Origin of the sequence: Streptomyces sp. NPDC051963 (genome assembly GCF_044593495.1) — a bacterium.
GTDB lineage: Bacteria > Actinomycetota > Actinomycetes > Streptomycetales > Streptomycetaceae > Streptomyces.
In genome coordinates, this window is record NZ_JBIUCC010000002.1 from 842,358 (window position 1) to 857,552 (window position 15,195).

Sequence of the window (15,195 nt, forward strand, 5' to 3'; positions counted from 1 at the left end):
GGGTCGTATGACGCATCCCCTCTACGGGGGACAGCGATGGGACGCAGCGGGGGAGCGCGCGGTTCCCCTGGAGGCGCCGATTCAGTCGCCGTAGTCCGACATCGCGTCCAGCAGCCGCGCGGACTTCTTCGGCACGCTCACCCCGTGAATGAGTGACGGGGAGACGGGAAGGGCGGCGCTCCGGTCGGGAACCGTCCAGTGGGGGGCCATCCGGGCGCAGTCGCCGCGCAGCGACGCCAGATCGCCTTCCAGATCGACCGGGACCGGGGCTTGGACGTCGAGTTTCGTCATAACGGCACCGTAGGCACGCCCGAGCCGGCGAAGAAAGATCTACTATCGGGTAGTTTTGGTCGCTTCAACGTCACCACGCCGACCCGGTAGCGTTAACTGTCAATCCGCCTCCGCATCCGTTGGAGATTCCTAGCCGTGCGCATCGCAGTCACCGGCTCCATCGCCACCGACCACCTCATGACCTTCCCCGGCCGCTTCGCCGACCAGCTCGTCGCGGACCAACTGCACACGGTCTCGCTCTCCTTCCTGGTCGACAACCTCGACGTCCGCCGGGGCGGGGTCGGCGCGAACATCGCCTTCGGTATGGGCCAGCTCGGCACAGAGCCGATCCTGGTCGGCGCCGCAGGCTTCGACTTCGACGACTACCGTGCCTGGCTCGACCGGCACGGCGTCGACACCGACTCGGTCCGTATCTCCGAGACGCTGCACACCGCCCGTTTCGTCTGCACGACCGACGCCGACCACAACCAGATCGGCTCCTTCTACACGGGTGCGATGAGCGAGGCCCGCCTCATCGAGCTGAAGACCGTCGCGGACCGTGTCGGCGGCCTCGACCTGGTGCTGATCGGCGCGGACGACCCGGAGGGGATGCTCCGCCACACCGAGGAGTGCCGTACCCGGTCCATCCCGTTCGCCGCCGACTTCTCCCAGCAGATCGCGCGCATGAACGGCGACGAGATCCGGATACTGCTGGACGGTGCGACGTACCTCTTCTCGAACGAGTACGAGAAGGGCCTCATCGAGTCCAAGACGGGCTGGACGGACGAGGAGATCCTGGGCAAGGTCGGCCACCGCGTCACCACCCTCGGCGCACGCGGCGTCCGCATCGAGCGGGCCGGCGAGGACCCGATCGAGGTCGGCTGCCCCGAGGAGGACCGCAAGGCCGACCCCACCGGCGTGGGCGACGCCTTCCGTGCGGGCTTCCTGTCCGGCGTCAAGTGGGGCGTCTCCCTGGAGCGCGCCGCCCAGGTCGGCTGCATGCTCGCCACCCTGGTCATCGAGACGGTCGGCACGCAGGAGTACCAGCTGCGCCGCGCCCATTTCATGGACCGCTTCACCAAGGCGTACGGCCATGACGCCGCCGCCGAGGTCCAGAAGCACCTCGCGTAACTAGGAGACCCGGCGGACCAGGTACGCGGTGCCTCGGTCCGCCGGCTCCTCACCGACGTACCGCTGCCCCCGCATCTCGCACCACGCGGGGATGTCCAGCCGTGCCGCCTCGTCGTCCGACAGTACGCGGACCGTGCCGCCGACCGGCACCTCCCCGATGACCTTCGCCAGTTCGATGACGGGGATCGGGCACCGCTTGCCGAGCGCGTCGACGACTAGGGCGTCCTCCCGCACGATCGTCGCCGGCGCCGGTGCCCCCAGCTTCTCCCGCACCGCGGCCACGGCCCCCGGCAGCACCGCCAGGAACCGGTCGACGTCCTCCTCGGGTGTCCCGAGCGGCAGCGAAACCCGCACATTCCCCTCACTCAGCACCCCCATCGCCTTCAGCACATGGCTGGGCGTCAGCGTGCTGCTCGTACAGGACGATCCGGAGGACACGGAAAAACCGGCGCGGTCCAGTTCATGGAGCAGAGTCTCCCCGTCGACATAGAGACAGGAGAAGGTGACGATCCCGGGCAGCCGGCGCACCGGATCCCCGACCACCTCCACATCGGACACCAGCTCCGGCACCCGCGCCCGGATCCGCTCCGTCAACTCCCGCAGCCGTATCGCTTCCTGCGCCGCCTCCGCCCGCACCGCCCGCAGCGAAGCCGCCGCCGCCACGATCGCCGGCAGATTCTCGAACCCGGCCGCCCGCCCCGACTCCCGCTCGTCCACCGGCCCTTGAGCCGCGAACCGCACCCCTTTGCGCACGACGAGCAGCCCGACCCCCGACGGCCCACCCCATTTGTGCGCACTCGCCGTGAGCAGCGACCAGTCCCCCTCGACCCGCCCCCACCCCAGCGACTGCGCGGCGTCCACCAGCAGCGGCACCCCCGCCTCCCGGCACAACTCCGCCACCGCGCCGACGGGCTGCTCGCTGCCGACCTCATGGTTGGCCGACTGAAGACACGCCAACGCCGTGTCACCGCGAAGGGCAGCGCCGTACGCCGCCGCGGTCACCACACCCCCGCGATCCACGCCCACTTGCGTCACCGCCCCACCGCCCGCCTCGTGCACATCGGCCGAATGGAGCACCGAGGAGTGTTCGACAGCAGACACGATCAGGTGACGCCCAACGCGCCTGCGCCCCGCCAACGCCCCGGCGATCCCGCTGTGCACGGCCCGCGTACCCGAAGAGGTGAAGACGAGCTCGTCCGGCCGACAGTCCACGGCTTCGGCGGCGGCCTCCCGCGCAGCATCCAGCAGCATCCGGGCCCTACGTCCTTCCCTGTACAGACGTGCGGGGTCCGCCCACCCCTCGTCGAGGGAGGCCTGGAACGCCTGCCGCGCAACGGGATGAAGGGGAGCAGCTGAAGCGGCATCAAAGTAGGACACACGGCAACGCTAAACCGCCGTTCACCGCAACGCCCCGTCAGGGGCGCGGGGAACTGCGCGACCAGCCACAACGAAGCCGCACCCGCCAAACCAGCGAACCAACGGAGTTACAGGCACCCCTCCCCGCGAACCGTCGGAGACCGTCGGCTAGGGTTTGGTCCGCATAAACATCCAAACCCCTGCCCGACGCAGGGCGGCGACCGACCACCGAGCAAGGCAGGCCGCAGCCAAACCGCGCGGGCGAGACTCTCGGGAAGGCGCTACGTGAGTCCCAACGGCTCCGACCTCCCCCACGCCCTGGGGGGCGCGGGCGATACCCCCACGCCGCGGCGCCCGATGCGGCGGAAGCTGCTGCAGGCACTGACCGCGGGCTTGGTCCTTGCGACCGCAACCGGTTGCACATCCGAGGACTTCCCCCGCCTTGGTTTGCCCACCCCCACCACCGAAGAGGCCCCGCGAATCCTCTCCCTGTGGCAGGGATCCTGGGCGGCCGCGCTCGCCACCGGCGTGCTGGTCTGGGGCCTGATCCTGTGGAGCACCATCTTCCACCGGCGCAGCCGCACCAAGGTCGAAGTCCCTCCGCAGACCCGGTACAACATGCCGATCGAGGCGCTGTACACGGTGGTCCCGCTCATCATCGTCTCGGTGCTGTTCTACTTCACGGCCCGCGACGAGACGAAGATCCTCAGTCTCGACAAGAAGCCCGACGTCACGGTCAACGTGGTCGGCTTCCAGTGGAGCTGGGGGTTCAACTACATCGAGAACGTCGACGGTTCCACCGGCGACGCGAAGACCGACGAGAACCTGGACGCGATCCCGGACCGGTTCAAGGACGAGTTCCCGGCGAACGCCGGCGGTGTCTACGACGTCGGCACGCCCGGCACCCGGAACCCGCAGACCGGCAACCCGGGCCCGACCCTCTGGCTCCCCAAGGGCAAGACGGTCCGCTTCGTCCTCACCTCACGGGACGTCATCCACTCCTTCTGGGTGGTGCCGTTCCTCATGAAGCAGGACGTCATCCCGGGCCACACCAACTCCTTCCAGGTGACCCCCAACAAGGAGGGCACCTTCCTGGGCAAGTGCGCCGAGCTGTGCGGCGTCGACCACTCCCGGATGCTGTTCAACGTGAAGGTCGTCTCCCCTGAGCGTTACGAGCAGCACCTCAAGGACCTCGCCAAGAAGGGGCAGACCGGTTACGTTCCCGCCGGCATCGCGCAGACGAGCCACGAGAAGAACCGGGAGACGAACAACCTGTGAGCATCCTCAACGAACCCCAGGGTGCCGCCGCAGCGGAGTCCCACTACACGGACGAGCTGCCGGTCAGGCGCAAGCAGCCCGGCAACGTCGTGATCAAGTGGCTCACGACCACTGACCACAAGACGATCGGAACGCTGTACCTCGTCACATCGTTCGCGTTCTTCTGTATCGGTGGCGTGATGGCGCTCTTCATGCGCGCCGAGCTGGCCCGTCCGGGCCTGCAGATCATGTCGAACGAGCAGTTCAACCAGGCGTTCACGATGCACGGCACGATCATGCTGCTGATGTTCGCGACGCCGCTGTTCGCCGGCTTCACGAACTGGATCATGCCGCTCCAGATCGGCGCGCCCGATGTGGCGTTCCCGCGGCTGAACATGTTCGCCTACTGGCTGTACCTGTTCGGCTCGCTGATCGCGGTGGGCGGCTTCCTCACCCCCTCCGGTGCGGCCGACTTCGGCTGGTTCGCCTACTCCCCGCTGTCGGACGCGGTCCGCTCGCCGGGCATCGGCGCCGACCTGTGGATCATGGGCCTGGCCTTCTCCGGCTTCGGCACCATCCTCGGCGCGGTCAACTTCATCACCACCATCATCTGCATGCGCGCCCCGGGCATGACCATGTTCCGGATGCCGATCTTCGTGTGGAACGTGCTGCTCACCGCGGTTCTGGTGCTGCTGGCCTTCCCGGTCCTCGCGGCCGCGCTGTTCGCCCTGGAGGCGGACCGAAAATTCGGGGCGCATGTCTTCGACTCCGCCAACGGCGGCGCCCTGCTCTGGCAACACCTCTTCTGGTTCTTCGGCCATCCAGAGGTGTACATCATCGCGTTGCCGTTCTTCGGCATCATTTCCGAGGTCATCCCGGTCTTCTCCCGCAAGCCGATGTTCGGCTACATGGGCCTGATCGGCGCGACCATCGCGATCGCGGGTCTGTCCGTGACGGTGTGGGCCCACCACATGTACGTCACCGGCGGAGTGCTACTCCCGTTCTTCTCCTTCATGACGTTCCTCATCGCCGTACCAACGGGCGTGAAGTTCTTCAACTGGATCGGAACGATGTGGAAGGGCTCCTTGTCCTTCGAGACACCGATGCTGTGGGCGGTCGGCTTCCTGATCACCTTCACCTTCGGTGGTCTGACCGGTGTCATCCTGGCCTCGCCGCCGATGGACTTCCACGTCTCGGACTCGTACTTCGTGGTGGCGCACTTCCACTACGTCGTGTTCGGCACCGTCGTCTTCGCGATGTTCTCCGGCTTCCACTTCTGGTGGCCGAAGATGACCGGCAAGATGCTCGACGAGCGCCTCGGCAAGATCACCTTCTGGACGCTGTTCATCGGCTTCCACGGCACCTTCCTGGTCCAGCACTGGCTGGGCGCCGAGGGCATGCCGCGCCGGTACGCCGACTATCTGGCGGCCGACGGCTTCACCGCCCTGAACACGATCTCGACGATCAGCTCGTTCGTGCTCGGCCTGTCGATCCTGCCGTTCTTCTACAACGTGTGGAAGACCGCCAAGTACGGCAAGAAGGTCGAGGTCGACGACCCGTGGGGCTACGGCCGCTCGCTCGAGTGGGCGACGTCCTGCCCGCCGCCGCGGCACAACTTCCTCACCCTGCCGCGGATCCGCAGCGAATCCCCGGCGTTCGACCTGCACCACCCCGAGATCGCCGCTCTCGACCAGCTCGAGAACGCGCCTCACGGTGAGAAGGCTCTCGCGGGCGGCAAGGAGGCCGGCAAGTGAAGATCCAGGGCAAGATGTTCATGTGGCTGAGCGTCTTCGTCCTCGCCATGGCGGTCGTCTATGGCGTGTGGTCGAAGGAGCCGGCCGGTACCACGGCCCTCTTCCTGGCCTTCGGCCTGTGCATCATGATCGGCTTCTATCTGGGCTTCACCGCCCGGCGGGTCGACGCGGGTGCCCAGGACAACAAGGAGGCGGACGTCGCGGACGACGCCGGCGAGGTCGGGTTCTTCAGCCCGCACAGCTGGCAGCCGCTCGCCCTCGGCTTCGGTGGCGCGCTGGCCTTCCTGTCGATCGCGATCGGCTGGTGGCTGCTGTACTTCTCGGCGCCGATCATCATGATCGGCCTGTACGGCTGGGTCTTCGAGTACTACCGCGGTGAGAACCGCACCCAGTAGCACAAGCCGCGCACTCTGGAGCCCGGACACTCCGACAAGGAGTGTCCGGGCTCCTGCGTTTGCCGCAATCCATTTCACTCGTACGTGTCACCCAGCGCGCCGCGGTTGACGTGGCTTCCTAGCGTGAAGCCATGAACACCACACCCCGCACCCGCACCGTAGTCGGCTGCACGCTGCTGGTGATCGCCCTAGGCGCGGGCGTCACGGGCTGCGGCAGCGACGGCAACCCGCTGTCCGCCGCCCCGTACGACGCGGCGGACCAGATCGCCTTCAACGGCCCCTCCAAGGGCGGGAAGAAGGCCGACCCGGACAAGCCCCTGGAGGTCACCGCCGAGGGCTCGGACGGCCGTATCACGGACGTCACGGCCATGGACGGCAGAGGCCGGTACGTGGCGGGCGAACTCTCCGCCGACGGCTCCCGCTGGCACAGCACCTCGCCACTGGCCGCGGACGCCCACTACACGGTCCGGGTGAGCACCGAGGACGAGGACAGCGCGCCCGGCCGCAAGGTCCTCACCTTCGACACCGGCAAGCCCCTCACGAAGAAGCGCCTGAAGGTGGAGTTCGGGCCGGAGGCGGGCACGTACGGCGTCGGCCAGCCCATCACGGCCGAACTGGACCAGCCCGTCAGACTGAAGGCCCAGCGGGCCATCATCGAGCGGGCCCTGAAGGTCGAGTCCACACCGGCCGCGGAGGGCGCCTGGCACTGGGTCGACGACAAGGAACTCCACTACCGCCCCAAGGAGTACTGGCCCACCCACGCCACCATCCGGGTCCGCAGCACCTTGGAGGGCATCAAGATCAGCGACCGCCTCTGGGGCGGCAGCACCCAGCCGCTGAAGCTCACCACGGGCGACCGGGTCATCGCCGTGACGGACGCGTCGTCCCACTCCATGACGGTCTACAAGAACGGCGAGGCGATCAACGACATCCCCGTCACCACCGGCAAGCCCGGCTTCGAGACCCGCAACGGCGTCAAGGTCGTGATCGGCAAGCAGTACTTCGTACGAATGCGCGGCACCAGCATCGGCATCGCCGAGGGCTCCTCGGAGTCGTACGACCTCCCCGTCTACTGGGCGACCCGGCTCACCTGGAGCGGCGAGTACGTCCACGCCGCCCCCTGGTCCGTCGGCTCCCAGGGCTACGCCAACGTCAGCCACGGCTGCACCGGCATGAGCACCGGCAACGCCGCCTGGTTCTACGAGAACGTCCGCGAGGGCGACCTCGTCGAGGTCGTCAACTCCTACGGCGAGACGATGGAACCCTTCGGCAACGGCTTCGGCGACTGGAACCTGGAGTGGAAGAACTGGCGCCAGGGCAGCGCGCTGCTCAAGGGCAACCCCGAGGGGCCGAAGCCGGAGGACGTGTCAAGGCTGCGACCCGCGGCCGTGTGAGCTGCCTAGGCGCTCAGCGCACTCTTCCCGCGCAACAGGGAAGCCAGCGCAGAAGCGAACTCCACCGGATCCACCGGCAGCGTCACCGCGGCGTCCGCCCGGCTCCAGGTCGCCAGCCACGCATCCTGCGGCCGTCCGATCAGCACCAGCACCGGCGGGCAGTTGAACACCTCGTCCTTGATCTGCCGGCAGACCCCCATGCCGCCCATCGGCACGGACTCACCGTCCAGGACGCAGACGTCGATCCCGCCCTTGTCCAGCTCCTTGAGCACGGCAGCCGGCGTCGCGCACTCCAGGAACTCCACCAGGGGCACGTCCGGAGCGGGCCTGCGCCCGGTCGCCAGCCGTACCTGCTCACGGGTGTTGGAGTCGTCGCTGTAGACCAGCACCGTGGCGGTCGCCTGCATTGTTCCTCCGCGTCTTTGGTCGGGAACTTCCGGGTACCGATGCCGCGGATGCTACTCCCTCGGACTCTCCGTCAACACCTGTTGGAACATCGCTGCGATGGGCCATACGGGCAGTCCACGAGCTGCGAACACTCCGAACGGCACCCCCCGGAGTGAGGGCGGGATAAGCGACCGACATAATGTCGGTCGTGGCGACAGCAACGACAGTAGATACCGGGCATGCGCACCCGTCGGTCAACCGGCCGAACCTCACCAGCGTCGGAACCATCATCTGGCTGAGTTCCGAGCTGATGTTCTTCGCGGCCCTCTTCGCGATGTACTTCACCCTGCGATCGGTGACGGGACCCGATCACTGGAAGGAGATGGCGGACGCCCTCAACGTCCCCTTCTCCTCGGTGAACACCACGATCCTGGTGCTCTCCTCCCTCACCTGCCAGCTCGGCGTCTTCGCCGCCGAGCGCGGTGATGTGAAGAGGCTCCGGGGCTGGTTCATCATCACTTTCATCATGGGTGCGATCTTTATCGGCGGTCAGATCTTCGAGTACACGGAGCTGGTGAAGAAGGACGGGCTCTCGCTCTCCTCGGACCCGTACGGCTCGGTGTTCTACCTGACCACCGGCTTCCACGGCCTGCACGTGACGGGCGGCCTCATCGCCTTCCTGTTCGTTCTCGGCCGCACTTACGCGGCCAAGAGGTTCACTCACGAGCAGGCGACCGCCGCCATCGTCGTGTCCTACTACTGGCACTTCGTCGATGTCGTCTGGATCGGCCTCTTCGCCACGATCTACCTGATCAAGTAGCCGGGCCCGCTCCCGAACATTCCAGAAGCATCGACGCAGAAGATCCTGACACCGGGGTAATCCGTGAAAAAGCTCTCCGCACGACGACGCCATCCGCTGGCGGCGCTCGTCGTCCTACTCCTCGCGCTGGCATGCACAGGGGGGCTGTACGCCGTGTTCGCGCCTGCGGACAAGGCGCAGGCCGATACAACCGCCCAGTCCCTCGCCATCGACGAGGGCAAGAAGCTCTACGCCGTCGGCTGCGCCAGCTGCCACGGCACCGGCGGTCAGGGCACCACTGATGGTCCGAGCCTGGTGGGCGTGGGCGCCGCGGCCGTCGACTTCCAGGTCGGCACCGGCCGTATGCCGGCGCAGCAGCCGGGCGCGCAGGTCCCGAAGAAGAAGGTCATCTACTCGCAGGCCGAGATCGACCAGCTGGCCGCGTACATCGCCTCGCTGGGTGCCGGTCCGACCGTCCCGACCGAAGCGGAGTACGGCCCCGAGGGCGCCGACATCGCCAAGGGCGGCGAGCTGTTCCGCACCAACTGCGCGCAGTGCCACAACTTCACCGGCAAGGGCGGCGCGCTGACGCACGGCAAGTTCGCACCGGACCTTGAGGGCGTCGACCCCAAGCACATCTACGAGGCCATGCAGACCGGCCCGCAGAACATGCCTTCGTTCCCCGACACCACGCTGTCGGAGCAGAACAAGAAGGACATCATCGCGTACCTCGACGCGGTCAACGGCGACGACACCGAGAGCCCCGGCGGTCTTGAGCTGGGCGGACTCGGTCCGGTCAGCGAGGGCCTGTTCGCGTGGGTCTTCGGACTCGGCGCGCTGATCGCGGTCGCCGTCTGGGTCGCCGCTCGGACCGCAAAGGCCAAGAAGTCATGAGTAGCCAAGACATTCCAGAAGAGAACCTGCCCGCTGAGCAGGACACGCACGGCGCAGTGGGCGTCGCGGACGAGAAGCACCCGTTCGCCGACCCCGGTCTGCCGCCCCACGAGCACCGGGTCCAGGACATCGACGAGCGGGCCGCCAGCCGGTCCGAGCGCACGGTGGCCATGCTGTTCACGGTGTCGATGCTGGCCACCGTCGGCTTCATCGCCTCGTATGTGACGATCCCCGCCGACAAGTCGGTCTACATCTTCCCGCTGGGCCACATCAGCGGGCTGAACTTCGCGCTGGGCATGACGCTCGGCATCGCCCTCTTCGCCATCGGCGCCGGCGCGGTCCACTGGGCCCGCACGCTGATGTCCGACGAGGAGATGGTCGACGAGCGCCACGCGATCGAGGCGGAGCCCGAGGTCAAGGCCAAGGTCATGGCCGACTTCAAGCAGGGCGCCAAGGAGTCCGCGCTGGGCCGCCGCAAGCTGATCCGCAACACGATGCTCGGCGCGCTCACCCTGGTGCCGCTGTCCGGCATCGTCCTGCTGCGCGACCTCGGTCCGCTGCCCGAGACCAAGCTCCGCCACACGAGCTGGCGCAAGGGCAAGCTCCTCGTCAACATGAACACCGACGAGCCGCTGCGTCCCTCCGACGTCGTGGTCGGCTCGCTCACCTTCGCCAAGCCCGAGGGCCTGGAGGAGCACGACGAGGACTTCCAGCAGCACATCGCCAAGGACGCCCTGATGATCGTCCGGATTCAGCCGGACAACATCAAGGACAAGCGCGAGCTGGAGTGGTCCCACGAGGGCATCGTGGCGTACTCGAAGATCTGCACCCACGTCGGTTGCCCGATCTCCCTGTACGAGCAGCAGACGCACCACGTCCTCTGCCCCTGCCACCAGTCCACCTTCGACCTCTCCGACGGTGCCCGAGTGATCTTCGGTCCCGCCGGTCACGCCCTGCCGCAGCTGCGCATCGGTGTGAACGACGAGGGCTACCTCGAGGCGCTCAGCGACTTCGAAGAGCCCGTCGGTCCTGCATTCTGGGAGCGCGGATGAGCACTACGACGACCAACGAGGCCCGCGACCGCGGGAAGGCACCGGCCGGCGAGCGCGTCGCCGACTGGGCCGACGGCCGGCTGGGGATCTACTCCCTGGCCAAGACCAACATGCGCAAGATCTTCCCCGACCACTGGTCGTTCATGTTGGGTGAGGTCTGCCTCTACAGCTTCATCATCATCATCCTCACGGGTGTGTACCTGACGCTGTTCTTCCACCCGTCGATGAACGAGGTGGAGTACCACGGCAGTTACATCCCGCTGCAGGGCCAGCTGATGTCGGAGGCGTTCAGCTCCACGCTGCACATCTCCTTCGACGTCCGCGGCGGTCTGCTCATCCGGCAGATCCACCACTGGGCGGCGCTGGTCTTCCTGGCCGCCATGTTCGTGCACATGATGCGGGTGTTCTTCACGGGCGCGTTCCGCAAGCCGCGTGAGGTCAACTGGCTGTTCGGCTTCCTGCTGTTCGTCCTGGGCATGTTCACCGGCTTCACCGGCTACTCGCTCCCGGACGACCTGCTCTCCGGCACCGGTGTCCGCTTCATGGAGGGCGCGATCCTGTCCGTGCCGATCGTCGGCACGTATCTGTCGTTCTTCCTCTTCGGCGGCGAGTTCCCGGGCGGCGACTTCGTGGCCCGCTTCTACTCGATCCACATCCTGCTGCTGCCGGGCATCATGCTCGGCCTGGTGGTCGGCCATCTGATCCTGGTCTTCTACCACAAGCACACGCAGTTCGCGGGCCCCGGCCGGACCAACAAGAACGTCGTCGGCATGCCCCTGCTGCCGGTGTACATGGCGAAGGCCGGAGGCTTCTTCTTCCTGGTCTTCGGTGTCATCGCGGCCATCTCCGCGATCGCCACGATCAACCCGATCTGGGCCATGGGCCCCTACCGTCCGGACCAGGTGTCGACCGGCGCCCAGCCCGACTGGTACATGGGCTTCTCCGAGGGTCTGATCCGTGTGATGCCGGGCTGGGAGGTCAACTTCTGGGGTCACACACTCGTCCTGGGTGTGTTCATCCCGCTGATGATCTTCCCGCTGGTCCTGGTCGCGATCGCGGTCTACCCGTTCATCGAGTCCTGGGTCACCGGCGACAAGCGCGAGCACCACATCCTGGACCGCCCGCGCAACGCTCCGACCCGTACGGCCTTCGGTGTCGCCTGGATCACCTGGTACATGGTGCTGCTGATCGGTGGTGGAAACGACCTCTGGGCCACCCACTTCCACCTGTCGATCAACGCCATCACCTGGTTCGTCCGGATCGCGTTCTTCGTCGCCCCGGTCGTCGCGTTCGTCATCACCAAGCGGATCTGCCTCGGCCTCCAGCGCCGGGACAAGGACAAGGTGCTGCACGGCCGCGAGTCGGGCATCATCAAGCGCCTGCCGCACGGTGAGTTCGTCGAGATCCACGAGCCGCTCAGCCAGGACGCGCTGTACACGCTCACCGCTCACGAGCAGTACGAGCCGGCCGAGATCGGCCCGCTGGTCGACGAGAACGGTGTCGCGCGCAAGGTGAAGGGCTCCCAGAAGCTGCGCGCCAAGCTCAGCAAGGCGTACTACGGCGAGGAGAGCCAGATCGCCAAGCCGTCCGTCGAGGAGTACAAGGAGATCACGAGCGGCCACGGCCACCACTGATCGCTGCGCGCAAGCCACGCCACGGTCGAAGGGCCCCGTCCGGTGTACGGACGGGGCCCTTCGCCCTGCCCTGGGCTGGATAGGGTGGGGCTCACACTCTTCTACGACCCACAGGAGCGGCTATGAACGCTGTGACCCCCGCTGGAGGCGACATCGCGGCGGGCCGTTCCTGGCCGGAGGTGCTGAACGGGCTGCTGGAGGGCCGGGACCAGAGCGCCGACGACACGGCCTGGGCGATGGACCGGATCATGCGTGGTGAGGCCACCGACGCGCAGATCGCCGGGTTCGCGGTGGCGCTGCGCGCCAAGGGCGAGACCGTGGAGGAGATCACCGGGCTCGTCCGGGCGATGTACGAGCACGCGAACGTGATCGAGGTGCCGGGGCGTACGGTCGACATCGTCGGCACCGGCGGTGACGGCGCCAAGACGGTGAACATCTCCACCATGTCCTCGATCGTCGTGGCCGGCACGGGCGCCAAGGTCGTCAAGCACGGCAACCGGGCCGCGTCCTCGGCGTCCGGCGCCTCGGACGTCCTGGAGAAGCTGGGCGTCAATCTGGAGCTGACGCCGCAGCGGGTCGCCGAGGTCGCCGAGGTCGCCGGGATCACCTTCTGCTTCGCGGTGAAGTTCCATCCGGCGCTGCGTCATGTGGCGGCGGCGCGTGGCCAGTTGGGGATCCGGACGACGTTCAACTTCCTCGGCCCGCTGACCAACCCGGCGAAGGTGAGGGCGCAGGCGGTCGGCGTCGCGGACCTCCGGATGGCGCCGATCGTGGCCGGCGTCTTCGCCGAGCGCGGCAACTCGTCCCTGGTGTTCCGCGGCGACGACGGCCTGGACGAGCTGACCACCACGGCCACCTCCCGGGTGTGGATCGTCCGCGACGGCAAGGTCACCGAGGAGTCCTTCGACCCGCGCGACGTCGGCCTCGAACTGGTGCCGGTGGAGGCGTTGCGGGGCGCGGACTCCGCGTACAACGCCGAGGTCGCCCGGCGCCTGCTGGACGGCGAGACGGGCCCGGTGCGGGACGCAGTGGTGCTGAACTCGGCGGCGGCGCTGGTGGCCCTGGAACCGGCCGGCACCTCGCTCGTGGAGCAGATCAGCGCCGGGATGGAGAAGGCGGCGGAGTCGATCGACTCCGGGGCGGCTAAACTGACGCTGGAGCGCTGGGTGGCCGCGAGCAACAAGTAGCGGCCCACAAGGTCTCGTCCCGCAATCCGGACACGGGTTGCGGGACGTCGATCATTTCACGTACTTTTCTGCCCAGGTCATGAGTGACAGTCATGAGGCCCCGGCCGACTGTCCGGCAACCCTCCGTCCGTGGCGGGGTGCCCCGGGTGAAGACCAGGCCGTGCACAGCAAGGTGTACGGCAAGCGCGGATCCCTCACGCAGCCAGGGATCCTGGTCGTCGAGGAGTCCTCTGTGAGCAAGCGAATGCGATAGGGCGTAGAGCCCCCCTTCCGCGTACCCCTTTTCACTTTCCTTGCCTCTCACGGGAGTTCCCCATGTCTGTCCCCACCGCTGCCGCCGTCCAGACCATTTGTGCCCCGCTGCCCGTTCTCGGCAGGGATGTCACCGTTCCGCTCGTCACCGGCGGCGAGGTCACCTACGCCGCGCTCGACTACGCGGCCAGCGCCCCCGTGCTCCAGCGCGTCTGGGACGACGTGGCGGCGTATGCGCCGTACTACGGCAGCGTGCACCGCGGCGCCGGCTACCTCTCCCAGCTGTCGACCGACCTCTTCGAGAACGCCCGCGGGACGGTCGCCGAGTTCCTGGACTGCCGCGCCGACGACCAGGTGGTCTTCACCCGGTCCACCACGGATTCGCTGAACCTCCTCGCCGCCGCGCTCCCCGCCGACTGCCAGGTCTTCGTCTTCGAGACCGAGCACCACGCCTCGCTGCTGCCCTGGCAGGACGCCCGCGTCACCTACCTCAACGCGCCGCGCACCCCGCGCCAGGCCGTCGAGACCCTGGAGCGCGCCCTGGCCGACCGTGACCCTCAGGGCCCGGCCCTGGTCTGCGTCACCGGCGCCTCGAACGTCACCGGCGAGCTGTGGCCCGTGCGGGAACTGGCCGCGGCCGCGCATGCGCACGGCGCCCGGATCGTCCTGGACGCCGCCCAACTGGCCCCGCACCACGCGGTGTCGGTGCAGGACCTCGATGTCGACTGGGTCGCCTTCTCCGGGCACAAGCTGTACGCCCCGTTCGGCTCCGGTGTCCTGGCCGGCCGCGCCGACTGGCTGCGCGCGGCCGAGCCGTACCTCGCCGGTGGCGGTGCCAGCCGCAAGGTCACCCGGCGCCCGGACGGGGGAGTGGAGGTGGAGTGGCACGACACCGCCGCCCGGCACGAGGCGGGCTCCCCGAACGTCATCGGCGTCTACTCCATCGCCTCCGCCTGCAAGGCGCTCACCGAGGTCGGCTTCGACACCCTGGTCGCCCGTGAGCAGTACCTGATCGACACCGTGCGTGCGGGGCTCGCCGAGGTCCCCGAGGTCAGGATCCTGTCCCTCTTCGGCGACGACGCCCCGCGGGTCGGCGTCATCTCCTTCGTCGTCGACGGCTGGAACAGCTCGCACTTCGCCGCGGCCCTCTCCGCCGAGTACGGCATCGGCGTCCGCGACGGCCTGTTCTGCGCCCACCCCCTGGTCCGCACCCTGCTCGGCAGCGACCCGCAGACCCAGGGCGAGTGCGGCGCTCCCGAGGCGGCGCCCGGGGAGAAGTCCCTCAACGCCATCCGCGTGAGCTTCGGCGCGGGCACGCCGGACGAGCACGTCGAGCGGTTCGTGACAGCCGTCAAGGAGCTCGTCCGCAACGGCGCCCGGTGGAACTACCGCACGGAGGACGGACGTTGCGTCCCCGACACGTCCGCGTGAAC

Annotated in this window: 14 protein-coding genes and 1 riboswitch; of the genes, 11 read left to right on the forward strand and 3 right to left on the reverse strand. The window is 67.9% G+C overall.

All coding sequences use genetic code 11. The annotated features are described in order from the left end of the window. Positions 1-81: 81 nt before the first annotated feature. Positions 82-291 (reverse strand): hypothetical protein, encoded by a 210-nt coding sequence (locus ACIHFB_RS10215; RefSeq protein ID WP_365277277.1) that lies wholly within the window; start codon positions 289-291, stop codon positions 82-84. Positions 292-426: 135 nt separating this feature from the next. Between ACIHFB_RS10215 and ACIHFB_RS10220 the strand changes: the two genes are divergently transcribed. Further along, complete coding sequence (locus tag ACIHFB_RS10220) at positions 427-1,401, forward strand: carbohydrate kinase family protein (protein ID WP_365277280.1); 975 nt, start codon at positions 427-429, stop codon at positions 1,399-1,401. Here the strand turns inward: ACIHFB_RS10220 and ACIHFB_RS10225 are convergent, their stop codons facing one another. After that, positions 1,402-2,778, reverse strand: a complete 1,377-nt coding sequence (locus tag ACIHFB_RS10225) for a cysteine desulfurase/sulfurtransferase TusA family protein (protein ID WP_400126318.1) — start codon at positions 2,776-2,778, stop codon at positions 1,402-1,404. 264 nt (positions 2,779-3,042) lie between these two features. Here ACIHFB_RS10225 and coxB point away from each other — a divergent pair, with 264 nt between their 5' ends. From coxB to ACIHFB_RS10245, 4 genes are all read left to right on the forward strand, one after another. Continuing rightward, entirely contained in the window at positions 3,043-4,035 is a 993-nt protein-coding gene (gene coxB / locus ACIHFB_RS10230) for a cytochrome c oxidase subunit II (RefSeq protein ID WP_400126319.1), read from the forward strand. Next, the gene (gene ctaD, locus ACIHFB_RS10235; RefSeq protein WP_365277286.1) at positions 4,032-5,768 is read left to right on the forward strand and encodes a cytochrome c oxidase subunit I; all 1,737 of its coding nucleotides are present in this window, start codon (positions 4,032-4,034) and stop codon (positions 5,766-5,768) included. Before coxB ends, ctaD begins: the two co-directional genes overlap by 4 nt. Continuing rightward, on the forward strand, positions 5,765-6,163 hold the full coding sequence (locus ACIHFB_RS10240) for a cytochrome c oxidase subunit 4 (RefSeq protein WP_365277288.1): 399 nt from the start codon (positions 5,765-5,767) through the stop codon (positions 6,161-6,163). Before ctaD ends, ACIHFB_RS10240 begins: the two co-directional genes overlap by 4 nt. Before the next feature lie 131 nt (positions 6,164-6,294). Beyond that, complete coding sequence (locus tag ACIHFB_RS10245) at positions 6,295-7,557, forward strand: Ig-like domain-containing protein (protein WP_400126321.1); 1,263 nt, start codon at positions 6,295-6,297, stop codon at positions 7,555-7,557. 5 nt (positions 7,558-7,562) lie between these two features. Here the strand turns inward: ACIHFB_RS10245 and ACIHFB_RS10250 are convergent, their stop codons facing one another. After that, positions 7,563-7,964, reverse strand: a complete 402-nt coding sequence (locus tag ACIHFB_RS10250) for a hypothetical protein (protein ID WP_365277295.1) — start codon at positions 7,962-7,964, stop codon at positions 7,563-7,565. Positions 7,965-8,143: 179 nt separating this feature from the next. Between ACIHFB_RS10250 and ACIHFB_RS10255 the strand changes: the two genes are divergently transcribed. The 6 genes from ACIHFB_RS10255 (at position 8,144) to ACIHFB_RS10280 (ending at position 15,193) form a co-directional block, all read left to right on the forward strand. Further along, a complete protein-coding gene (locus ACIHFB_RS10255) occupies positions 8,144-8,764 on the forward strand; it encodes a heme-copper oxidase subunit III (protein WP_365277298.1) in 621 nt (206 codons plus the stop codon). Positions 8,765-8,827: 63 nt separating this feature from the next. Next, the gene (locus tag ACIHFB_RS10260) at positions 8,828-9,637 is read left to right on the forward strand and encodes a c-type cytochrome (RefSeq protein WP_365277301.1); all 810 of its coding nucleotides are present in this window, start codon (positions 8,828-8,830) and stop codon (positions 9,635-9,637) included. Next, a complete protein-coding gene (locus tag ACIHFB_RS10265; RefSeq protein WP_365277304.1) occupies positions 9,634-10,689 on the forward strand; it encodes a Rieske 2Fe-2S domain-containing protein in 1,056 nt (351 codons plus the stop codon). Before ACIHFB_RS10260 ends, ACIHFB_RS10265 begins: the two co-directional genes overlap by 4 nt. Further along, a complete protein-coding gene (locus tag ACIHFB_RS10270; protein WP_365277307.1) occupies positions 10,686-12,323 on the forward strand; it encodes a cytochrome bc complex cytochrome b subunit in 1,638 nt (545 codons plus the stop codon). The genes ACIHFB_RS10265 and ACIHFB_RS10270 overlap by 4 nt, the downstream gene beginning before the upstream one ends. 122 nt (positions 12,324-12,445) lie before the next feature. Beyond that, complete coding sequence (gene trpD, locus ACIHFB_RS10275) at positions 12,446-13,510, forward strand: anthranilate phosphoribosyltransferase (RefSeq protein WP_365277310.1); 1,065 nt, start codon at positions 12,446-12,448, stop codon at positions 13,508-13,510. A 75-nt stretch (positions 13,511-13,585) separates the two neighbouring features. Then, positions 13,586-13,702, forward strand: a riboswitch (SAM riboswitch). 123 nt (positions 13,703-13,825) lie between these two features. Beyond that, a complete protein-coding gene (locus ACIHFB_RS10280) occupies positions 13,826-15,193 on the forward strand; it encodes an aminotransferase class V-fold PLP-dependent enzyme (RefSeq protein ID WP_400126325.1) in 1,368 nt (455 codons plus the stop codon). Positions 15,194-15,195: the final 2 nt, after the last annotated feature.